This window comes from Bacillus sp. GS3m_15504 (assembly GCF_055825275.1).
In genome coordinates this window covers 2,930,927-2,952,289 of record NZ_JBVVNL010000001.1, presented here as the reverse complement: position 1 = coordinate 2,952,289, position 21,363 = coordinate 2,930,927, and the positions used below count along the sequence as shown (strand labels likewise).

The window sequence follows — 21,363 nt, the reverse complement described above, 5'->3', positions numbered from 1 at the left end:
GAATAAGCATATAGATACTTGTATTCATTTTAAATAGTCACTCTTTTAGTATTTTCGTTTTCCAAGAGAAACATTTACACTAGTGCTAGAGTCTCTTCTAAATTCAATTTTGCGACCATCTAATTCTGTTGTTCGAGAGCTTGCAGTAGGGTTTTTAATTAGATTGTACAGATTATCCGCTTCAGTTGGTAGTAGTGTATTGAGAATTTTTTTCACCGGCTCGTTTAATACAGGATCATCACTATGAATAGATATTCTATATGCGCTGTCATCATAGGGAGAAAAATTAAAATACATAATGCCATCATATGTTCGACCAGTTTTAGTATATACATAGTTATAATCGGTTTTTAAAAATCCAGAATCAATTAGTATATTCTCAATTTCTTTATACTTATCCTCATCTTTTGCAGGAATAGAATCAGGAATAAAATAAGGGCTTACATTAATTGCTTTATACATAAACGTTGCAAATTGTTCTCTTGTTACATTCATTTCTCCGCCATATTTATAGTCTCCAATTCCTTTTGTAATGCCATTACTATACAATGAACGAACAGCGTCTGTTGCCCAAAAATTATTTGGAACATCATAGAAAAGGTCGTTTGTTTTTACAGATAGATGAAACGCTTTTTGTAAGATAACAGCCATTTCATATCGAGTTAATGTATCATCGGGTCTAAACTTGTCAGTGCTACTGTCCCCTGTCATAAGTCCTTTTTGAGCAACTGCTTTAATACTGTTTTCAAACATATGCCCATGAATATCAGAGAAATGTTTACTTGCAGATCCGGTATTTTCTAGTTTTAAGTATCTTGAAATAATTGCAGCCACTTGTCCACGAGTTACATTGTCTCCAAATCCAAATTTTCCGTTGCCATAACCACTAATGACATTTTGTTCAGTTAAGTAGTTAATCGAATTTTTAGACCAGTGATCCTTTGGTACATCAATGAAATGTTCAGTTTGTGCATAAGCATTCGTTGCGCCAAATAGTGTGGCGGTAATTAAGCCTGTTGCAAGTACATGTTTAAAATTCATTATGATTCCTCCTAAGTATATAAAACAATAGTTTCTCACTCATATCCGATGCTTATAAGTGATAATCAATTATATATTATATTAATATATTACGGTTTTGTAAAATATGGATTTACTTTCATAATATTGCTTAAATGTATATGGTGTTATGAGAGGGTGGGAAGTGTAAAAAAGTCAACTGACGAGGCATTTATATGTTCTGATTAGGAATGCGTTATAAAATTCTTACTAATTAATAGCTAGTCAAAAAAAGCCAATCTTTATTGGATTATAGAAAAACACTTGCAGATTTTGTCTAACGATAATAATTGTAAAATTCAGAAATATATTTATAATCAAATTTAAGAGGTGATTCAGGTGTCAGAAAAAATAATAATGGATGTAAAAAACCTAACAACAAAAGGGTTAGAAACGAGAGAGAAATTATTGTGTGCTGCAGAAGAGGTGTTTGGTAGTAAAGGGTATTACGAGGCTTCTATCGTAAATATTACACAAGAAGCAAAGGTGGCGCACGGAACTTTTTATAATTACTTTCCATCTAAAAAAGATATATTTGATGAATTGATTCGCAGATTGAACCGTGAGTTACGCTTAATTATTAAAGGAGAAATGAAGGGAATATCAAGTTACGAAGAGGCACAAAGGAGAGGTTTTCAGGCCTTCTTTCGATGGGTGAAAGATCGTCCTAATCTATATAATATTGTACAACAGGCGGTAGTTGTTGATGATAATTTATATAGATGGTATTATGCAAAGCTTGCAAATGGATTTTTAAAAAGTTTATCGGCTGGTATGGAAGCGGGAGAGTTTAAATGGCTTGATAAAGAAACAATTGCGTATTGTCTTATGTCAATTGGGCAATTTTTAGGAATGCGATGGGGTTATTGGGAAGAGAAAGATGTTCCAGAAGATGTATTTGAAGCAGCGATGTCATTAATATTTGAAGGATTGAGAAAGAGATAAGGGGTGGGAGAATATGCAAGGCATTGCTTATTGGATTGAAAAACGGGCCTATTTACATCCAGATCGCATTGCCATTATTACAGAAGAGGAGGAAATGACATATAAGCAGTTACATGAGTATGTAAGTAAAGTAGCCGCATATTTAATTTACGAATTAAATGTGAAAAAAGGAGAAAGGATAGCTATTTTATCGCAAAATAGCTTGGAATATATTGTGCTTTTGTTTGCTATAGCAAAGGTAGAATGTATTGCTGTTCCACTAAATATACGGTTAACAGAAAATGAACTAATATTTCAGTTGAAAGATAGTGGAACTACAGTTTTATTTGTAGAGAAAACATTTCAAAATATGGCATTGTCAATGCAGAAGGTATCGTATGTACAAAGAGTTATTTCGATTACAAGTTTAAAAGAAATAGAAGATAGAAAAATTGATAACTTTGTAGAGAAAAATGAAAGCGCATCCTTTATTATATGTTATACATCAGGGACAACTGGAAAACCGAAAGGAGCTGTACTTACACAAGAAAATATGTTTTGGAATGCGCTTAATAATACATTTGCGATTGACTTAACTATGCACGACCGCTCCATTGTGTTATTGCCTTTATTTCATATTGGTGGTATTGGCTTATTCGCATTTCCAACTTTATTTGCAGGCGGTGTAATCATTGTTCCAAGAAAATTTGAGCCAACCAAAGCTCTTTCTATGATAGAAAAACATAAAGTGACTGTTGTGATGGGAGTACCTACAATTCATCAAGCATTAATAAATTGTTCAAAGTTTGAAACTACAAATTTACAATCAGTTCGCTGGTTTTATAACGGTGGTGCTCCATGTCCAGAAGAGTTGATGAGAGAATTTATAGATAGAGGATTTTTATTTGGTCAAGGCTTCGGTATGACTGAAACATCACCAACCGTATTTATGCTTTCAGAAGAAGATGCAAGACGTAAAGTAGGCTCGATTGGGAAACCTGTTCTGTTTTGTGATTATGAACTTATTGATGAAAACAAAAATAAAGTTGAGGTTGGTGAAGTTGGGGAGTTACTAATAAGAGGACCGAATGTAATGAAAGAGTATTGGAACCGGCCAGATGCAACAGAAGAAACGATTCAAGATGGTTGGTTATGTACGGGTGATTTAGCTAGAGTTGATGAAGATGGTTTTGTATACATTGTTGGTAGAAAAAAAGAAATGATAATTTCCGGTGGTGAAAATATTTATCCACTTGAAGTAGAGCAAGTCATTAATAAGCTTTCGGACGTATATGAGGTAGCGGTCGTTGGTAGGCAACATGTAAAGTGGGGAGAGATTCCAATCGCTTTTATTGTGAAAAAGAGTAGCAGTGTATTAATTGAAAAGGATGTCATTGAACATTGTCGTTTATTTCTAGCAAAATATAAAATACCGAAAGAAATTGTTTTTCTAAAAGAATTGCCTAAAAATGCAACTGGTAAAATTCAAAAAGCACAGTTAGTAAATCAATTGAAAAGTAGGTGAAGAGATGACGATGTATAGCACTGGTCAACAGGCGTCATGTAGTAAAACAATTACAGAAACGGATTTTGTATTATTTGCAGGTTTGAGTGGGGATTTTAACCCAATCCATATTGATCATGAGTATGCGAAACAAACTAGATTTAATCAAAGAATAGCACATGGTTTACTAACTTCTAGTCTTTTATCACAATTACTTGGTATTCATTTACCTGGAAAAGGATCTGTTTATATGGAACAAACTATTAAATTTACAGCACCAGTTTTTATAGGAGATACAATTACAGCTATGGCTACTGTACAAGAATTTATGATAGAAAAGAGAGTTTTGAAATTGTTAACGGAGTGTCATAACCAAAAAGGAGATTTAGTATTAACAGGTATAGCGACCATGATGGTGCCAAAAAAAGGAGGAGTAGTCTAATGAATATTGGGATTGAAGCGACCGGTGTTTTCTTCCCAAAAGATGTAGAGACGGCCGCAGACTTATCTCAAAAAACAGGTATTCCTGAGAATGTTATTATAGAAAAATTTGGGTTGTATGAAAAACATGTTGCAGATGAAACGATGCATGCATCAGATTTAGCTATTGCTGCTGCAAAGCCAATATTATTACAAGTAAATCCTCAGTCTATTGATGTAGTCATTTATTTTGGCAGTCCACATAAAGATTACCACGTATGGTCTAGTGCCCCAAAAATTCAGCATGAACTTGGATTGAAAAATGCTTATGCTTTTGAAATTATGAATGTTAGTTCTTGCTTTCCAATCGCTCTCAAAGTCGCAAAAGACATGCTTTACTCCGATAACTCAATTGAAAATATATTATTGGTAGGTGGATGTAAAGAATCTCAAATTGTAGATTATGATAATCCACGCTCGCGTTTTATGTTTAATTTCGCTGATGGCGGAAGTGCAGCTTTAGTGAAAAAAGACGCTAAAAACGGTGAAATATTAGGAAGTGCGATAATAACAGATGGTTCATTTCATGAAGATGTTCGTATCCCAGCTGGTGGATCAAAGCAGGTTGCGAGCTATGATACAGTTGAGAATCGACAACATTATATTGATGTAATAGATCCTAATAGTATGAAAGAACGTCTAGACCCGATTTCAATCCCTAATTTTGACAAGGTTATTCGGGAGGCGTTAAGAAAAAGTGGATATACTCCTAAAGATATTAAAGTATTGTTACCACTGCATACAAAACGTTCTATGTTAATAGAATTGATACAGGGGCTAGGGCTAACGGAAGAACAAGTCGTATATTTAGATCATTATGGGCATATGTCAGCGCTTGATCCGTGTATTGGTCTTCACTTTGCAAATGAACAAGGAAAATTACAGGCCGGAGATATTGCAGTAGTAGTTAGTGCAGGGACTGGATATACATGGGCAGCGACTGTGATTAGGTGGTGAAAAATTCTAAATGAACATATGAGAAATGGAGGTATTTGGAAAGGAGCGGCGAATGTAATGGTACTTCATTAAATTTTCTCAACAGATTTGTTTGTATGATTCAAAGAAAAAGTCATAATTACGGGTGGATAACTTTGGCGAGATTGATTCTATCAGAAAGTAAAGTATGGGGAGGATCACAATGTCGATGAAAAAACGTAAATGGCTAAGAATGATGGCTACTGGTTGTGTTTTAGGTTCGTTATTCATAACGGCAGCTTGTTCAGGAAAGAAAACAAGTACAGAGGATGAAAAGACGATTAAGGTAGGGGTTCTTGCATCATTAACAGGTCCATTAGAATCATATGGAAAACAAACAATGAACGGATTTGAATTAGGGTTAGACTATGCAACTGGTGGAACTGGGAAAGTGGAAGGGAAGAAGATTAAGTTTGTTGTAGAAGATACGGAAACGAAAGCTGATGTAGCAGTTAAAAAAGCTACGAAATTATTAGAAGAAGAGAAAGTTGATTTTTTAGTCGGATCGTCTAGTTCAAGTGATACATTAGCGGTTTTACCACTAGCGGAAGAGTACGAAAAAATAATGGTTGTAGAACCAGCAGTGGCGGATAGTATTACCGGCAAGAACTGGAATAAATATATTTTTAGAACAGGTAGAAATTCCTCTCAAGATGCAGTCGCTGGTGCTGCAGCGATTGCTAAAAAAGATGTGAAAATAGCAACGTTAGCACAAGACAATGCATACGGCCGTGAAGGAATTGCGGCATTTAAAGCTGGAGCGAAGAAATTAGGTGCAAATATCGTAAACGAGCAATATGCTGATACAAATTCGACTGACTTCACTGCAAATATTCAAAATATCATTAGTTCAAAACCAGATTATTTATTTATCGTTTGGGCAGGGGCAAATTCACCTTGGAAACAGTTAAAGGATATGAATGTGGAAGCGCAAGGTATTAAAATTTCTACAGGTGCACCAGATATACCAGCATTAAAAACGATGGACGCGTTAGTAGGAATGCAAGGTTTTTCTGTTTATTATCATACACTCCCGAAAAATAAGGTGAATGATTGGTTAGTGGAAGAACATAAAAAACGATTTAATGGTGCGGTGCCTGATTTATTTACAGCAGGAGGAATGTCAGCGGCAATTTCAATTGTAGAAGCGTTAAAGAAAACAAAAGGTGATACAGATGTAGATACATTAATTAAGAAAATGGAAGGAATGGAATTTGATACACCGAAAGGAAAGATGAAGTTTAGAGAAAAGGATCATCAAGCGATGCAGACACTTTATTCTATCACATTGAAAAAGCAAGATGGTGTTGATTATCCGGTGCCAGTATTAGAGCGAGAATTAACGATGAAAGAGACAGAGCCACCAGTTCAAAGTAAATAGACTGAATTTTCTGTTGTTTTTATATAAAGAGGGGACACCCTCTTTATACGTATTTCTTTCATACTTAAAGCTTGAAAGGGAGGGATATCGTGACACATTTGCTAGAAACGAAAAATCTTAGCGTATCTTTTGGTGAGCATCATGTTATTAAAGATGTGAATTTAATAGTACAAAAAGGAAAGCTCATTTCCATTATTGGACCAAATGGTGCAGGAAAGACAACGTTATTTAATTTACTAAGTGGACAAATTTCTCCAACGAAGGGTGAAGTATATTTTAAAGGTCAAGAGATTACAAAATTATCAATTTCGGATCGAACTCGATTAGGAATTGGTCGTTCTTTTCAACTTACAAATATATTTCCAGAGTTAACGGTACTTGAAAATGTTCGTTTAAGTGTTCAATCATTTGTTCAAGATTACTATAGTTTTTTTCCGAGTTCGGCGAAATTTAAGCAACAAGTTGGAGAGGCGAGACGTTTCTTAAAAACAGTATTACTTCAGGAGAAAGAACATGTATTAGCGAAAGATTTAGCGCATGGAGAAAAGCGAAAATTAGAGCTTGCGATGTTATTAGCTTTAAAAACGGATGTGTTATTACTTGATGAGCCAACGGCAGGTATATCAGTTGAAGAGGTACCGGCTATTTTACAAGTGATTGAAAATATTAAAAAACATCCAGAGAGTACGATTGTACTTATTGAACACAAAATGGATATGGTACTAGGTTTATCAGACCATCTTATCGTTTTATTCCATGGAGAGTTATTGGCGGAAGGTATGCCTGAAGAAATTATGAAAGATGAGCGAGTACAAAGTGCTTATTTAGGGGGATTATATAGTGGCACTATTACAAGTGAATAATATAGAGACGTATTTAGATCAGTTTCATATTTTACAAGGGGTATCTCTTGCTGTTGAAAAAGGAACGATTACTGTACTGTTTGGGAGAAATGGTGCAGGGAAGACTACGACATTACGTTCGGTTATGGGATTTCACCATATTGCACATGGTGAAATTTATTATGATCGTACACAAGTAAATGGATTGTCTACACATTTAATTTCAAGGAAAGGAATAGGGTATGTACCAGAAAATCAAGGTATCTTTCACGACCTGACAATAGAAGAAACATTCGCTCTTGCTAGAGGTAAGGGTGAAGAAGCGGAAGAAAAAATAGAATGGATGCTTGAACTATTTCCAGATTTAAAGCAATTTTGGCACAAAAAAAGCGGGCTCTTAAGCGGAGGACAAAAGCAAATGCTAGCAATTTCAAGAGCGTTTATTAATAGTGATGGTTTATTACTTATTGATGAGCCGAGTAAAGGCTTGTCCCCCATTATGATAGAAAAGTTAATGATAGCCATTTTAAAAATGAAAGAGAAAACAACAGTTTTACTCGTTGAACAAAATTTTATGATGGCTAGTCAAATTGGTGATTACTTTTATATTATGGATAACGGAAAAATTGTTCATAACGGTTTTATGCATGAATTAAAAGAGGATAAGGAAATGTGTCATAAATATTTAGGAATCTCTTAACATGAATCCGAGGTGAGAAGGATGGATGTGTTAATCAATTTATTTGTAAATGGGATTTCAACAGGGATGCTCATTTTTTTATTAGCGTCAGGTCTTTCGCTTATTTTCGGTTTAATGAGTGTTCTAAACTTTGCACATGGTGGTTTATTTGCGTGGGGAGCCTTTACAGGTGTTTGGTTATTTAATATGACAGGTAGTTACGTATTAGCGTTAATTGGAGCAATAGCTATGGGAATGTTCCTTGGATTCATTTTAGAAAGATTCCTTATTAGACCGGTATATGGAAATCATGTTCGCCAGCTTCTTGTTACGCTTGGAGGAATGCTTGTACTTAGTGAATGTATTAAAGTATTTTGGGGACCAAATCCAATTGGGGCAAAGTTACCGTTATGGCTACAAGGAAGTTTTACATTCGGAGGCGTTATATTAATTAAATATCGTCTATTTGTTATTTTAATTGGGATTATCATTTACGTTGCCTTACTATTATTGCTCAAAAAAACAAAGATAGGTCTTATGATACGCGCAGGTGTAATGGATAAAGAGATGGTTCAAGCGCTCGGTATTAACGTAAAAGCGATATTTTCTTTCGTCTTTTTATTAGGAGCAGGGATGGCAGCGTTGGGAGGTTTCTTATTAGCACCGTATTCAGGTGTTATTTTCGCCGAAATGGGTATGCAGTATGCGATTTTAGCGTTCATAGTAGTAATCATTGGAGGATTAGGAAGCGTACAAGGTTCAGCAATTGCTTCTTTAATTGTCGGATTAGCTGGTGCTTTTACAGCGTATTTTATACCGGATTTATCACTTGCAATCAATATGTTAATGCTACTGTTTTTCTTAATCGTGAAGCCAAATGGACTTGTTGGTGAAAAGGGGTGAAATGGTGAACAGCACATCAAATCGAATTAAAGTATACTTCGGAGTATGTATGCTCATTTGTTTAAGTGTATTTCCATTCGTAAATGATTCACGGAGCTTGTTAATTTTGTTCACTCAAATCTTCATCTTTGCTATTTTTGCAATGAGTTTTGATGTATTGCTTGGGTATACAGGGATTGTATCATTTGGTCATTGTATGTTCTTTGGAATAGGAGCATATGGCGTAGCGCTTTTATTTGATCGACAAGGAGTATCCATAACGAACTTTTTTATAGGGATAGTAGCTGCAATTATCATTTCAGCCATTGTTAGTTATATAATTGGTTTGCTTTCTTTACGGCTGAAAAGTCATTTTTATGCAATGTTAACACTTGCTATTTCACAGTTGTTTTTCGTACTTGCTGAAAAATGGCGTGGGCTCACTCACGGAGGGGATGGTTTTACATTTGGTGTACCAGACGTATTCCGTGATCGCTTTACGTTTTATTATATAACACTTATATGTTTACTTATCATTTTTGTTCTGTTACGTCTTTTCACAAAATCTTCTATTGGAAAAGTATTAAAGGCAATTTCACAAAATGAGCAACGTGTTGAAGCACTAGGGTATAAAGTTCTTCATTATAAAATTATTGCTAGTGTTGTTGCAGGAGTAGTAGCTGCGATAAGCGGTGGTTTATTTGTTATTACTTTACGCTTTGTTAATACAACTGTATTTTCAATTGAAATGACATTAAATGCATTATTGATGACGATGATTGGAGGCGTTGGAACGTTAATTGGAGCAATTGCTGGAGCTGGAATTATTGAATCTCTAAAATATTATTTATCAGAACTAGCTACAGAGTATCCGATTTTTGAACGATGGACAATTATTCTTGGTTTATTGTACATTATCGTATTGCTAGTTTTCCCGAAAGGATTAGTTGGCACGGTTAAGGGTTTGAAGAATATGAAACGGAATAAGAAGGAGAAACGTGCAGAAGTGGAGCAAAACGTGTGAAAAATCGATTGTATAAAATATGAAAATCCCTCTTTTAGATTCGTAAAGGAGGGATTTTTTATTAATTAAATAATTCATCAGGGATGTGTTTTAAAGAGTTTTGATTTGTGAAAAAATGGACAGTTAATTTCTCAATTTGAACATCTTCAATTGGTACCAATTTATCATTATTAATCGGTAAAAAGGCTATCCCTTTTCCGTCCTGAATATACTCTTCCATAAGCGAATAAGAATCTAGTTGTTGAAGTTGACGCTGAGATAAATTATTTTCTTTTAGAAATTGAATGGTCTTATTTCTAAAAGGGCACTTTTTGTCATTGCTAACGAAGAAGAGTTCCTTTGAATAGTCAACAGTACACTTTTCTATCGCTTTTAATAAACCGATAGAAATTGAAGTGGAAAATACTTTTTTAAACGCTGTGTCCGGGTAATCCTCATAAGTAATGACCATATCAACTTTTTGTTGCTGCAGTAATTTTTGCAAATGACTACTATTTTCTACATATATTTGATAATTCCTGAAATTTTCTTTAATGCGCTTACTTACATAATTAGTCAAAATCGATTGTGACGTCGCGATTATATAAGAAGAACCACACATTTTAATTTTATCTTTCGCTTCTTCTACTAGCATTAATATTTGATTTATGTAGTCTAGTAAAATGTCACCAGAAGGTAACAACGAAACGCCTTTGTTATCTCTATGTAGTAAAGGTGTTTCTAATTCTAGTTCTAATTTTTTGATTCGCTCAGTTACGTTTGGTTGAACATATCCTAACTCTTTCGCAGCTTTACTAATAGAACCTTCGCTAGCTACAGTTTTGAATATAATAAGATCATTTATTTCCATTTATCACAGCTCCTTATACGATATCATTATAAATGATACCAAGCATAAGTTATACCTATTTTACGTTAGTCAGTCATCGCTTTATCATTATGTATATAGGATAGAAAGTGAGTGATAAACATGATTGGAATGCAATATAAGGTCATTTTGCCAAAGGATTATGACATGGAGATTATAAAAAAAAGGGTAAAGGATAATGGGCATAAAACGGATGGCTTTCAAGACCTAAATTTTAAAGCTTATTTAATTACTGAGGCAGGTAAAGACGGAAATTTCTGTAACTGTTATGCGCCTTTATATATTTGGAATGGTCATGAAGGAATGAACAAATTTATCTTTGAAGGGTATTACGATAATATTTTACAATCGTTTGGGTGGCAACAAATAAATATAGGTGTTCCATTAGTTGTTAATTTAAGTGATGATTTTAAAAAAAGTAGATATGTTGTTGAGTATACAGGGAGTATTTCTCAAAGTAATTCACTGAGAGAGACTCAATTAAACACTATGAATGAGAATGTACAAAACATAGAAAAATGTTTAGGAAATATAATCATTTATAATCCAGATAAATGGGGATATAGCCATATCAGGTTTTATAATGAAAAGCCTGATATGGTAACGAATAAAGATGTTACAGTATATGAGATTTTACACATTTCACGATGAAAATTTGTTGAAGTTTAAGAAAAGGGATGAAAATGTATGCCTTTTGTGAACGTTTATTATCATGAAAATAAATTAAATAAAGAAGAAATCAAAAAGGTAGGTGAATGTATTCATCTTTCATTAATTGAACATTTTAACATCCCTGAAAATGATTATTTTCAAATGTTTTTACCTTATCAACAAAATCAATTTTTATATGATCCATATTATTTATTAGAAAGAGGAGAAAAGAGAACAGAGAATATGATGTATGTTTCTATTACATGTGGACAGGGAAGAACGATAAAACAGAAAAGTGATCTGTATCAATCGATATCCTCGAAGGTTTCTGAATGTTCTAGTATAAAACGTGCAAATATTTTTATTACGGTAAATGAGACATCTGCAGAAAATTGGTCATTTGGTCAAGGAATGGCACAATTGGTAAAAGTGAAGGGGGAGTGAAATGATGAATGGATCCATTGAATATTGTATTCAAGAGAAAATGAGAGAAAAGGCACCTGCATTTGCTCATTATAGTGAAAAAATATTGTTCGAGGAAGTGTGGCGGGATGACACTTTAACATTAAGAGAAAGGAGTTTATGTATAGTGTCTGTATTAATCAGTCTTGGTAATACAGAACAATTACCATTTCATTTGCGACTGGCCAAACAAAATGGAATTAAAGAAAATGAAATGATTGCATTAATAACACATATGGCTTTTTATGTTGGTTGGCCAAAAGCTGTGGCGGCTTTACATATAGCAATGAATGACATGAAAAGTTAAGAATAACGATAAGAAAGAATTCATTTAAACATGAATTCTTTCTTATCGTTATTTATGTAATACTCTAATGAGATATTTTTCACGTTTTCTCTTGCTTTTTTATCACTTGCGTAGTAAAGTGATAGTAAGATTCACGATAGGAAGTGATCAAACATGCGTGATAATACGATTGGATCATTAATATGGTTACGTTTAATACGATTTACGAATCAAAGTAATCAGATGTCAAATGAGTTTTTAAAACGTTTTGATTTAACGACTGCTCAATTTGATGTGCTGTTGCAAATACGTACGTATCAGCCACTAACACAAATGGAGTTAGCTGAAAAGGTAACTGTTACACAAGGCGGTATTTCTCGAATGTTAACTCGTCTTGAAAAAGAAGGATATATTGTACGAAAACAAGATTGGAAGACGAAAACAATTAGTCTTACAGAGCAAGGAGAAGCAGCTTTAGAGAGAGCATTGCCAGAGCAACTTGCATTTCAATCATCTTTTTTTGATGATGTATTAAATGAAGAAGAACAGAAAATATTATACGAGCTAATGACGAAAGTTCATAAGCATAGTGAAAAAAAAGAATTACCGCAAGAGTAATTTTTTTTACACTATCAATTGACTAATCAAGTGAAATTATAGACAATAGGAAAATACATTTGACTTACAAACGTTTTTTAAAAGAGAAACTAATAACACTTTATTAAAGGAGAGAGTAATGATGGAAAAATACCGTATGGATACAAGTAAAGGGATGGAGTTTGGATTATATTCGATTGGGGATCATGTTTTAAATCCGCATAATGGAGAGAAAATTAGTGCGGAACAAAGAATTCATGAATTAATTGAAACAGCTAAGTTAGCAGATGAAGCTGGACTTGATGTATTTGCTATCGGTGAAAGCCATCAAACGCATTTTACAACGCAGGCTCATACAGTTATTTTAGGAGCTATTGCACAAGCTACGAAAAATATAAAAATTGCAAGTTCGGCAACGATAATAAGTACTTCTGATCCGGTACGAGTATATGAGGACTTTGCTACAATTGACTTAATTTCTAATGGACGTGCAGAAATTGTGGCTGGTCGTGGATCACGTATTGGGGGATATAGTTTACTTGGTTATGACGTAAATGATTATGAAGAGTTATTTGAAGAGAAGATGGATCTTTTATTAAAAATTAATAAAGAGGAACATGTAACATGGAATGGACAGTTTAGAGCACCGCTTGCACATGCATCGGTTATTCCAAGAGCTAAAAATAATAATTTACCAATTTGGCGTGCAGTTGGTGGCCCACCAGCTAGTGCGATTAAAGCGGGACGCGCGGGTGTACCAATGATGATAACAACACTAGGTGGTCCAGCTATTAACTTTAAAGGATCAGTAGATGCTTATCGTGAGGCGGCTGCGCAAAGTGGATTCAATCCAGCAAGTTTGCCAGTTGCAACAACGAGTTTATTTTATACAGCAAAAAATTCACAAGATGCACTTAGTGAATACTATCCTCACATTAATGCTGGTATGCTTACACTACGCGGTGGTGAGTATCCGAAACAACAATTTACAAATGCATTAGATTACCGTGACGCGTTAATGGTTGGTAGCCCGCAACAAATTATTGAAAAAATGCTTTACCAATATGAATTGTTTGGGCAACAACGCTTTATGGCACAAATTGATTTTGGTGGTGTACCATTTGATAAAATTGAGAAAAACATCGAATTAATTGCTACTGAAATTTTACCGGCTATTAGAAAACATACAGCAAAATAATTTGAAAAATACCGAGAGTATAATCGATTCTCGGTATTTTTCTATGTATTGATTTAGTTTGAAAAAATGACAAAAAAATGAATTTTTAGTATAGAAAGTGGGAGTAGACTTTCTATTTTTGAATAACATTATTTTGTGTTTGAATTTTAAAAATACATTTTCCTCTTGACAAAAAACTCACTGATTTCTTCGTTGGTTCAGAGGACATTTTTTCGCGTGAAAGTCAAGTGTATGAAGAGGGAAATGATTATTTTATTGATATGAAAGTAAGTCTTATATTAAAAAAATACATTTTATTAATGAGAAAAATCTAATTCAAGAAAATGACAAAAGACATATTTCAGACAAAATGATGTCAATAATACGTCAAAAATCAGCTGAATTTACTATGCAGGTATATTATACAATTCGATTAACGGATAAAACACTACTGAAATAGTGAAAAGGTAAATTTTATGAGAAAGTTCTTTTGTAATTATCTTGAAAACTGAAAATTTATATTTTCTAAAAGTACATAAACAAATTTATCTTTCTATATTTCTAAGATTTGAGTTGTTTTATTCATACAACTCAATTGAAATTACGATATAAAAAATTATGAAGGAAGTGATTGTAGTATGGAAACGCTCGAATTGGCACGAATACAATTCGCATCAACAACGATTTTCCATTACTTTTTTGTTCCGCTGTCTATTGGTTTAGCTTTTATCATTGCGTTAATGCAAACGTTATATGTAGTAAAGGGACAAGAAATTTATAAGAAGATGACGAAGTTTTGGACGCAAATATTTCTTGTTAACTTTGCGGTAGGTGTAGTAACTGGTATTCTACAAGAATTCCAGTTTGGTATGAACTGGTCAACCTATTCACGTTTCGTAGGTGATGTGTTTGGTCCATCACTTGCAATTGAAGGTTTATTAGCATTTTTCATTGAGTCTACATTTTTAGGTTTATGGGTATTCGGTGAGGATAAATTACCGAAGCGAATTCACCTTTTATGTATTTGGCTCCTTTCAATTGGGACAATGCTATCAGCGTTTTGGATTTTAACTGCAAGTGCATTTATGCAATCGCCAGTAGGATATGAAATGGCAGCAGATGGACGTGCACAAATGAATGATTTCTTAGCAATTATTCAAAACCCACAATTATGGGTACAATTCCCGCATACAATTACAGCGGCAATTGCAACTGGTGCATTCTTTATTGCAGGTGTGAGTGCATGGAAAATAACGAAAGCTCAAGAAACTGAAGTGTTTAAAAAATCATTCCGCATTTCTATCATTGTTGGAACACTTACAACTGCGCTAGTATTATTCTTCGGTCATGCGCAAGCGCAACAATTAATTAAGACACACCCAATGAAAATGGCAGCAGCTGAAGCATTATGGAATACGAGTGAGGATCCAGCGCCATTTACAGTATTTGCGAAAATTGATGCAGAGAAGAAAGAAAATTCGTTTGAAATTCAAATCCCTTATATGCTAAGTCTATTATCATATGATAAATTTAGCGGTCAAGTAGAAGGGATGAATCAAATTCAAAAGCAATATGAAGAAAAATATGGGCCTGGAGATTATATTCCACCAGTACACACGATGTTCTGGAGTTTTAGAGCGATGGTAATGAGTGGAACATTTATGCTTCTTCTAGGGGCGTACGGATGGTTCTTATCAAGAAAAGATCGATTAGCTGAAAAAACTTGGTATTTAAAATTAATGGTGTATGCAATTTCACTACCGTTTATCGGTAATACAGTAGGATGGATTATGACTGAAATGGGACGTCAGCCTTGGGTAGTTTTCGGTGTTATGAAAACGGAAGATGCTGTATCTCCAAATGTTACGTTCGGAGAAGTGTTATTCTCTTTAGTTTCATTCACATCACTATATTTAATTATAGGTGGAATTACTATTTACTTATTCGTTCGTATTATTAAAGGACATGAGAATAAGAAAACGAAACAGGATTCTCAAAGCCATGATCCATTTGATAAGGAGGAAGAGTATGTTATCTCTTAATGAGTTGTGGTTTATCATTATTGCAGTTTTATTCGTAGGCTTCTTTGTACTTGAAGGTTTCGATTTCGGTGTAGGTATAGTTTCAAGATTTTTAGGGGAAAACGATTTAGAGAAAAGAATATACTTAAATACAATTGGTCCATTTTGGCACGCGAATGAAGTATGGCTTGTTTGTGCTGGTGGTGCTATGTTCGCGGCATTCCCACACTGGTATGCAACTTTATTTAGTGGGTTTTACATTCCTTTTGTGTTTATGCTTCTCGCCTTAATTATAAGAGGTGTTTCCTTTAAATTCCGTGCGAAAATAGACAATCATAAATGGAAAGGTTTTTGGGATTGGGGTATGTTTTTAGGAAGTTTACTACCACCTATTCTGTGGGGAGTTGCCATTGCTAACTTTATGGTAGGTATTCCAATTGATAAGACGAAAAATGCTGTAGGTGGATTCTTACAATTACTTCATCCATTTGCATTACTTGGAGGAGTTATGTTCCTTCTGTTATGTATTGTTCACGGATTGCAATTCCTGACTATACGTACAACTGGTAAGTTAAGAGAACGTGCACGTATTGCTGCGTTGAAAATTGCACCGCTTGCAATTATCGCACTTCTTATTTTTGCTGGTGTTGGATTATGGAAAACAGATATTTTCACTGGTCATGGTAAAGAGTGGATTATGGTTCCGATTGGAGCTTTTGTAGCATTATGTGCGTCAACATTATTAAATAAAAGAAGAAGAGATGGTTGGGCTTTCTTTATGACAAGTTTAACAATCATTTTACTAAGTGCGAGTGTGTTTGCCGGCATGTTCCCACGTGTCTTAATTAGTTCGTTAGGGTCAATATACGATTTAACAATTTATAATGCAGCATCAGGGGATTATGCACTAAAACTGATGACGTATTTTTCAATTGCTATATTGCCATTTGTATTGGGAAGTCAAATATGGAGTTTTTATGTGTTTAGACAACCTGTTAAGTCAGATAAAGATTTGGAGTACTAATGAAAAGAAAAAGAGGACTTCCGTCGTATCCTGGTAGCCGAGTTTTATATGTAGTGCTAACAATCATTAGCATTTTAGAAGCTTTTAGTATTATTGCACAAACAGTGTTTTTAGCGCGGGCTATTACGTTCCTATTTCAGGGGGAAGCAGTGCAATCTGTGTTAAATGAAACTGTTTATTTCGGAATCGCGTTTGCAGTACGTCACTTGCTAGTTCGAATATCGCAAATATTAGTGGAACGTTTTGCTGAAAAAACAGGATCGCTACTGAGAAAACAATTAATAGAGGCATATTTCACATTAGGTCCACGGTATGTTCAAACTACTGGAACAGGTCATCTGGTTACCTTATCAATAGAGGGTATTGAGAAATTTAAAACATATATTGAATTAACTATTCCTAAAATGATTAGAAGTAGTATCGTACCGGGACTAATTGTACTATATGTTTTTACACTAGATATGGAGTCTGGAATCATTTTAGTTGTAACGATTCCTATCGTAATTGTTTTTATGATCCTACTAGGATTAGCAGCGCAGAAAATGGCGGATAGCCAATATGAAACATATCGTGTTCTTTCTAATCATTTTGTAGATACGTTAAAAGGATTAGAAACATTAAAGTATTTAGGTCAAAGTAAACAACACGAAGGAAAGATTGAAAAAGTAAGTAAAAGATATAGAAAAGCAACGATGCGTACTTTGCGGGTTGCTTTTCTTTCTTCATTTGCATTAGATTTCTTTACGAGTTTATCAATCGCATTTGTAGCGGTCGGATTAGGTATACGTTTAATAGATGGGACAATTGTACTATTACCAGCCCTTACGATTTTAATTTTAGCTCCGGAATATTTCTTACCGATTAAACAAGTTGGAGCAAATTATCATGCTACATTAGATGGACAACTTGCAATGGAGCAAATAGAAGAGATTTTACAGCGACAAAAAGAAATAGGGAAGAAAGGATCTAATGTAGATCTAATATGGAATTCCTCTAGTAACTTGAAATTACAAGATGTAAAAGTAAAGAATGATGAATCTGAAAAAGCTATATTAGAGGGAATTGATTTTACTTGGAATGGAAACGGCGCTATAGGTGTAATTGGTGAAAGTGGGGCAGGGAAATCGACGTTAATCGACGTATTAGCTGGATTTTTAACTCCTTCGGGTGGAAAGATGATTGTAAATGGTGTGGAAATTGACGGGTCTACTCGTGAAGAGTGGCAAAAGAATATTGCTTATATTCCGCAGCAACCTTATATTTTCCCGCTTTCATTAAAAGATAACATTTGTTTCTATGAAACAAATACAACTGATGAAGAAGTGGAAAGAGTTATTAATGAAGTCGGTCTTCGTTCACTTGTTACATCGCTTCCGAATGGAATGTATGAAAGAATTGGAGAAGGTGGGCGTATGCTTAGTGGCGGACAAGAACAACGTGTCGCAATGGCGCGAGCCCTTTTAAGTAAAAAGCCAATTATTTTATTAGACGAGCCTACGGCACATCTTGATATTGAAACTGAATTTGAAATAAAGCAAGCGATGTTACGTCTGTTTGAAGGTAAGTTAGTATTTCTTGCAACACATCGTCTTCACTGGATGAAACAAATGGATCATATTCTTATTTTAAATAAAGGGGAAATGATAGAAAGTGGAACCTATGAAGAACTTGTAAAGAATGAGACATTACATGTTCACAGGAAAGAGAGGGGATAGAGATGAGTAACTGGATTAAACCGTATGTACAGCAAAATAAAGGTAGAATGACTGTAACTATTTTCCTTGGTCTGCTTGGAGTTAGTTCAGGTGCAATGCTACTTTTCATTTCAGGTTATTTAATCTCTAAATCTGCTCTTAGACCAGAAAATGTAATGGCAGTTTATGTACCTATCGTTGCAACACGTGCGTTTAGTATAGGACAAGCGGTATTTCATTATTTAGAGCGTTTAGTTGGACACGATGTTGTATTACGCATATTAGAAAAGATGAGAACGAAACTATATGGGATAGTAGAACCACAGGCGTTATTTTTCCGTTCGCGATTCCAAACGGGTGATATGTTAGGGGTATTATCCGAAGATATAGAGCATTTACAAAACCTATATTTACGTACAATATTTCCTAGCATATTAGCATTAGTTGTATATAGCATATTCGTACTTGTTATTGGTTCATTTGACGTAATGTTTGCACTTATTGCAGGGTGTATGCTAGCGATTATCGTTTTTCTTCTCCCATTTATATCATTACTTTTGATGAAGAAACATCATGTTACTTTAAAGCAAGGAAGAAACCGTTTGTACCAACAACTAACAGATGCTGTTTTTGGATTATCTGATTGGCAAGCAAGTGGTAGAAAAGATGAATTCATTGATAAGTATGTAGAACAAAATGATCAGTTGTTAAAAATCGAGAAAAGAATGAAGCGCTGGAATCATATTCGGGACAGTATCATTCAATTAGTAGTAGGGATTGTAGTCATTTCAATGATCGTATGGACTGGAAATGAGGCGGCAAGTGAACTGATTGCACCTACTGTTATTGCGGCTTTCGTCTTAACGACGTTATCTGTCACAAACGCGCTTATTCCTCTTTCAGATGCCATCGATCGCATTCCATCGTATGTAGAATCTGCTCATCGTCTAAATCAAGTAGAAGGTAAAGATACTTTACAGTATGAAGAGGACTTATATGGAGATAAAGAGTATGTTGCATCAAAACATATAGACATTGAATTAAATCATGTATCGTATAGTTATCCAGATAGCAATGAATTTGTATTGAAAGACGTATCATTACAAATAAAAGCAGGGAAGAAAATCGCCATTTTAGGAAGAAGCGGAACAGGAAAATCAACTTTATTAAAACTGTTAACAGGTGCGCTAAGCCCATTACATGGTAAAGTTTTATTGAATAGTGAACATGCTCACACGAATCTTTTATCAAAATATATTTCTGTATTGAATCAAAAGCCGCATTTATTCGATACGACAATTGGAAATAATGTAAGGATAGGCAAACCAGAGGCAACAGATGAAGAGATATGGAAAGCTTTAGAGAAAGCACAATTAGCTTCGCATATTGCTTCTCTTCCAGATGGATTACAAACGAAAATGCATGAGATGGGAAAAAGATTTTCTGGCGGGGAAAGACAACGAGTTGCATTTGCAAGAACGCTAATGCAAGAAGCACCAATCATTGTACTAGATGAACCTACAATCGGCTTAGACCCAAAGACAGAATTATCTTTAATAGAAACAATGTTTTCTGCAACGGAAGAAAAGACAGTAATTTGGATTACGCACCATCTTGTAGGCATTGAGCATGTTGATGAAGTAATATTCCTTGATCGTGGTCAAATTGTGATGCAAGGTAGTCATGAACAACTTCTGAAAGAAAATGAGAAGTATAGACAGCTTTATGAACTTGATAAAGGAATATAGTTTCATTTAGTAGTTGATTTTTTTTAAGTATTCATTCTTCATAAAAAAGAATGAATGCTTTTTATTTATATCCCGCTATTTGCCGGGCAGTAAAACCTCACTTCAAAATTCAGGGAAAGCAAAGAAGTTAGATTAGGGCCTCGCTGTCAGTAAAAAAACAATTGAGAATGACTGATTAAAGCTTCATTTTATGATAGAACAGAGTATATCTTAACTTGTTATGTTTTAAATTTTGCTGACCAAGGCAATACTGAGCCATAGTGAATGTAAAGTTGGAGGGCGAGCGTATATGTTTGATGAGGATGGGATAGTTTTAATTATGGAACCAGCTGATGAAAGGAACTTGAGGAGATTTATTTTTTCAGTGCCAAAATCAGTGTATGAAAAGAAGGGGCTTACATTACACTACGGAACAGCTATAGGACAAGGATATATGGATATAATTGAAGATATTATTAGCGTACATATAGAAACAGATGTGGTAACTGTAATCGGACATGTAAGCGGATAAATAGCTATTTGAAAAAAGGTTTTAAGTAATTTAGATAGAAGTTATGATAGAGAAAATTGCAGACAATTATAAGAATGAAGGGAGCCTAAAATGAAAATAAAATCAATTTTATTAGCGTGTATAGTCTCAATTGGATTAATGGGATGTTCACTAGTAGAGGAAGGAAAGAACTCCCTAGATTATGCGCAAAAAGCGACAGACTATGTAAATGAAATAAGTGCATTTGCAAATGATGCACCAGCATTAGCAGAAAAGGCCGTTAATGATAGCGAAGCTCGAAAACAATTAGAAACGAAACTTAGTGAAATTAAACAAGACATACCCGCATTCAATGAATTAACGCCACCTGATGTAGCAAAGGATCTTCATCAGCAAATTGTCGGATATAATGAAAAGTTAAATACGTTAATTGATACGGCGATGACAAAGATAGAAGAAGGAAAAGTGGATGTAGAGCAATTTAAAAACTCTGAGCTTATGCAGACGGTAGATCAAGTTCGAGATTTGAAAGAGAAGGTTCAAAATTTAGGACAATAATAAAAAGCTCCGTTTGTGATGAACGGAGCTTTTTTAT

General features: G+C 34.4%; 22 protein-coding genes. 20 read left to right on the top strand and 2 right to left on the bottom strand.

Annotation, left to right across the window (positions count from 1 at the left end; translation table 11 throughout):
• Positions 1-45 precede the first annotated feature (45 nt).
• Positions 46-1,041, bottom strand: a complete 996-nt coding sequence (locus tag AC0L0O_RS15580) for an S-layer homology domain-containing protein (protein WP_001009577.1) — start codon at positions 1,039-1,041, stop codon at positions 46-48.
• Positions 1,042-1,398: 357 nt separating this feature from the next.
• Here AC0L0O_RS15580 and AC0L0O_RS15575 point away from each other — a divergent pair, with 357 nt between their 5' ends.
• From AC0L0O_RS15575 to AC0L0O_RS15535, 9 genes are all read left to right on the top strand, one after another.
• Positions 1,399-2,004: a TetR/AcrR family transcriptional regulator gene (locus tag AC0L0O_RS15575; RefSeq protein ID WP_001290805.1), complete on the top strand. Its 606-nt coding sequence runs from the start codon at positions 1,399-1,401 to the stop codon at positions 2,002-2,004.
• A 13-nt stretch (positions 2,005-2,017) separates the two neighbouring features.
• On the top strand, positions 2,018-3,508 hold the full coding sequence (locus AC0L0O_RS15570; protein ID WP_001161513.1) for an o-succinylbenzoate--CoA ligase: 1,491 nt from the start codon (positions 2,018-2,020) through the stop codon (positions 3,506-3,508).
• Positions 3,509-3,512: 4 nt separating this feature from the next.
• Complete coding sequence (locus AC0L0O_RS15565) at positions 3,513-3,929, top strand: MaoC family dehydratase (protein ID WP_002036184.1); 417 nt, start codon at positions 3,513-3,515, stop codon at positions 3,927-3,929.
• Positions 3,929-4,924 carry a 3-oxoacyl-ACP synthase gene (locus AC0L0O_RS15560; RefSeq protein ID WP_001020499.1) on the top strand — a complete coding sequence of 332 codons (996 nt, stop codon included), beginning with the start codon at positions 3,929-3,931 and terminating at the stop codon, positions 4,922-4,924. The genes AC0L0O_RS15565 and AC0L0O_RS15560 overlap by 1 nt, the downstream gene beginning before the upstream one ends.
• A gap of 181 nt (positions 4,925-5,105) precedes the next feature.
• Positions 5,106-6,323, top strand: a complete 1,218-nt coding sequence (locus tag AC0L0O_RS15555; protein ID WP_000062014.1) for a substrate-binding domain-containing protein — start codon at positions 5,106-5,108, stop codon at positions 6,321-6,323.
• 89 nt (positions 6,324-6,412) lie between these two features.
• A complete protein-coding gene (locus tag AC0L0O_RS15550) occupies positions 6,413-7,186 on the top strand; it encodes an ABC transporter ATP-binding protein (RefSeq protein WP_000149316.1) in 774 nt (257 codons plus the stop codon).
• Positions 7,164-7,865, top strand: coding sequence for a branched-chain amino acid ABC transporter ATP-binding protein (locus tag AC0L0O_RS15545; RefSeq protein ID WP_001196684.1), 702 nt, complete (start codon positions 7,164-7,166; stop codon positions 7,863-7,865). The genes AC0L0O_RS15550 and AC0L0O_RS15545 overlap by 23 nt, the downstream gene beginning before the upstream one ends.
• Before the next feature lie 21 nt (positions 7,866-7,886).
• Complete coding sequence (locus tag AC0L0O_RS15540; RefSeq protein ID WP_000382795.1) at positions 7,887-8,747, top strand: branched-chain amino acid ABC transporter permease; 861 nt, start codon at positions 7,887-7,889, stop codon at positions 8,745-8,747.
• Between the two features lie 49 nt (positions 8,748-8,796).
• Complete coding sequence (locus AC0L0O_RS15535; RefSeq protein WP_142288068.1) at positions 8,797-9,750, top strand: branched-chain amino acid ABC transporter permease; 954 nt, start codon at positions 8,797-8,799, stop codon at positions 9,748-9,750.
• A gap of 61 nt (positions 9,751-9,811) precedes the next feature.
• Here AC0L0O_RS15535 and AC0L0O_RS15530 read toward each other — a convergent pair whose 3' ends face one another.
• Positions 9,812-10,600 (bottom strand): LysR family transcriptional regulator, encoded by a 789-nt coding sequence (locus AC0L0O_RS15530; RefSeq protein WP_473785856.1) that lies wholly within the window; start codon positions 10,598-10,600, stop codon positions 9,812-9,814.
• Between the two features lie 120 nt (positions 10,601-10,720).
• Between AC0L0O_RS15530 and AC0L0O_RS15525 the strand changes: the two genes are divergently transcribed.
• From AC0L0O_RS15525 to AC0L0O_RS15475, 11 genes are all read left to right on the top strand, one after another.
• Positions 10,721-11,269, top strand: a complete 549-nt coding sequence (locus AC0L0O_RS15525; RefSeq protein ID WP_000579885.1) for a DUF4865 family protein — start codon at positions 10,721-10,723, stop codon at positions 11,267-11,269.
• A gap of 36 nt (positions 11,270-11,305) precedes the next feature.
• The gene (locus AC0L0O_RS15520; protein ID WP_001117262.1) at positions 11,306-11,713 is read left to right on the top strand and encodes a tautomerase family protein; all 408 of its coding nucleotides are present in this window, start codon (positions 11,306-11,308) and stop codon (positions 11,711-11,713) included.
• 1 nt (position 11,714) lies between these two features.
• Complete coding sequence (locus AC0L0O_RS15515) at positions 11,715-12,038, top strand: carboxymuconolactone decarboxylase family protein (RefSeq protein WP_000980894.1); 324 nt, start codon at positions 11,715-11,717, stop codon at positions 12,036-12,038.
• Between the two features lie 153 nt (positions 12,039-12,191).
• Entirely contained in the window at positions 12,192-12,635 is a 444-nt protein-coding gene (locus tag AC0L0O_RS15510) for a MarR family winged helix-turn-helix transcriptional regulator (RefSeq protein ID WP_001205523.1), read from the top strand.
• 121 nt (positions 12,636-12,756) lie between these two features.
• On the top strand, positions 12,757-13,812 hold the full coding sequence (locus AC0L0O_RS15505) for an LLM class flavin-dependent oxidoreductase (RefSeq protein ID WP_000417571.1): 1,056 nt from the start codon (positions 12,757-12,759) through the stop codon (positions 13,810-13,812).
• Between the two features lie 617 nt (positions 13,813-14,429).
• Positions 14,430-15,833, top strand: coding sequence for a cytochrome ubiquinol oxidase subunit I (gene cydA, locus AC0L0O_RS15500; protein ID WP_000448880.1), 1,404 nt, complete (start codon positions 14,430-14,432; stop codon positions 15,831-15,833).
• Positions 15,820-16,836, top strand: coding sequence for a cytochrome d ubiquinol oxidase subunit II (cydB, locus tag AC0L0O_RS15495; protein WP_473785855.1), 1,017 nt, complete (start codon positions 15,820-15,822; stop codon positions 16,834-16,836). Before cydA ends, cydB begins: the two co-directional genes overlap by 14 nt.
• Positions 16,836-18,551: a thiol reductant ABC exporter subunit CydD gene (gene cydD / locus AC0L0O_RS15490; protein ID WP_473785854.1), complete on the top strand. Its 1,716-nt coding sequence runs from the start codon at positions 16,836-16,838 to the stop codon at positions 18,549-18,551. Before cydB ends, cydD begins: the two co-directional genes overlap by 1 nt.
• Before the next feature lie 2 nt (positions 18,552-18,553).
• Entirely contained in the window at positions 18,554-20,278 is a 1,725-nt protein-coding gene (gene cydC / locus AC0L0O_RS15485; RefSeq protein WP_000073489.1) for a thiol reductant ABC exporter subunit CydC, read from the top strand.
• Between the two features lie 289 nt (positions 20,279-20,567).
• Positions 20,568-20,789, top strand: coding sequence for a hypothetical protein (locus tag AC0L0O_RS15480; RefSeq protein ID WP_000459101.1), 222 nt, complete (start codon positions 20,568-20,570; stop codon positions 20,787-20,789).
• A gap of 90 nt (positions 20,790-20,879) precedes the next feature.
• A complete protein-coding gene (locus AC0L0O_RS15475; protein WP_000695192.1) occupies positions 20,880-21,326 on the top strand; it encodes a DUF6376 family protein in 447 nt (148 codons plus the stop codon).
• The last annotated feature ends 37 nt before the right edge of the window (positions 21,327-21,363 follow it).

What these genes read in the sequence shown, in the direction of transcription:
- AC0L0O_RS15580 (WP_001009577.1), bottom strand. Translation starts at nt 1,041, where the DNA reads ATGAATTTTAAACATGTACTTGCAACAGGCTTAATTACCGCCACACTA.
- AC0L0O_RS15570 (WP_001161513.1), top strand. Translation starts at nt 2,018, where the DNA reads ATGCAAGGCATTGCTTATTGGATTGAAAAACGGGCCTATTTACATCCA.
- AC0L0O_RS15565 (WP_002036184.1), top strand. Translation starts at nt 3,513, where the DNA reads ATGACGATGTATAGCACTGGTCAACAGGCGTCATGTAGTAAAACAATT.
- AC0L0O_RS15560 (WP_001020499.1), top strand. Translation starts at nt 3,929, where the DNA reads ATGAATATTGGGATTGAAGCGACCGGTGTTTTCTTCCCAAAAGATGTA.
- AC0L0O_RS15555 (WP_000062014.1), top strand. Translation starts at nt 5,106, where the DNA reads ATGTCGATGAAAAAACGTAAATGGCTAAGAATGATGGCTACTGGTTGT.
- AC0L0O_RS15540 (WP_000382795.1), top strand. Translation starts at nt 7,887, where the DNA reads ATGGATGTGTTAATCAATTTATTTGTAAATGGGATTTCAACAGGGATG.
- AC0L0O_RS15535 (WP_142288068.1), top strand. Translation starts at nt 8,797, where the DNA reads ATGCTCATTTGTTTAAGTGTATTTCCATTCGTAAATGATTCACGGAGC.
- AC0L0O_RS15530 (WP_473785856.1), bottom strand. Translation starts at nt 10,600, where the DNA reads ATGGAAATAAATGATCTTATTATATTCAAAACTGTAGCTAGCGAAGGT.
- AC0L0O_RS15525 (WP_000579885.1), top strand. Translation starts at nt 10,721, where the DNA reads ATGATTGGAATGCAATATAAGGTCATTTTGCCAAAGGATTATGACATG.
- AC0L0O_RS15520 (WP_001117262.1), top strand. Translation starts at nt 11,306, where the DNA reads ATGCCTTTTGTGAACGTTTATTATCATGAAAATAAATTAAATAAAGAA.
- AC0L0O_RS15515 (WP_000980894.1), top strand. Translation starts at nt 11,715, where the DNA reads ATGATGAATGGATCCATTGAATATTGTATTCAAGAGAAAATGAGAGAA.
- AC0L0O_RS15510 (WP_001205523.1), top strand. Translation starts at nt 12,192, where the DNA reads ATGCGTGATAATACGATTGGATCATTAATATGGTTACGTTTAATACGA.
- AC0L0O_RS15505 (WP_000417571.1), top strand. Translation starts at nt 12,757, where the DNA reads ATGGAAAAATACCGTATGGATACAAGTAAAGGGATGGAGTTTGGATTA.
- cydA (WP_000448880.1), top strand. Translation starts at nt 14,430, where the DNA reads ATGGAAACGCTCGAATTGGCACGAATACAATTCGCATCAACAACGATT.
- cydB (WP_473785855.1), top strand. Translation starts at nt 15,820, where the DNA reads ATGTTATCTCTTAATGAGTTGTGGTTTATCATTATTGCAGTTTTATTC.
- cydD (WP_473785854.1), top strand. Translation starts at nt 16,836, where the DNA reads ATGAAAAGAAAAAGAGGACTTCCGTCGTATCCTGGTAGCCGAGTTTTA.
- cydC (WP_000073489.1), top strand. Translation starts at nt 18,554, where the DNA reads ATGAGTAACTGGATTAAACCGTATGTACAGCAAAATAAAGGTAGAATG.
- AC0L0O_RS15480 (WP_000459101.1), top strand. Translation starts at nt 20,568, where the DNA reads ATGTTTGATGAGGATGGGATAGTTTTAATTATGGAACCAGCTGATGAA.
- AC0L0O_RS15475 (WP_000695192.1), top strand. Translation starts at nt 20,880, where the DNA reads ATGAAAATAAAATCAATTTTATTAGCGTGTATAGTCTCAATTGGATTA.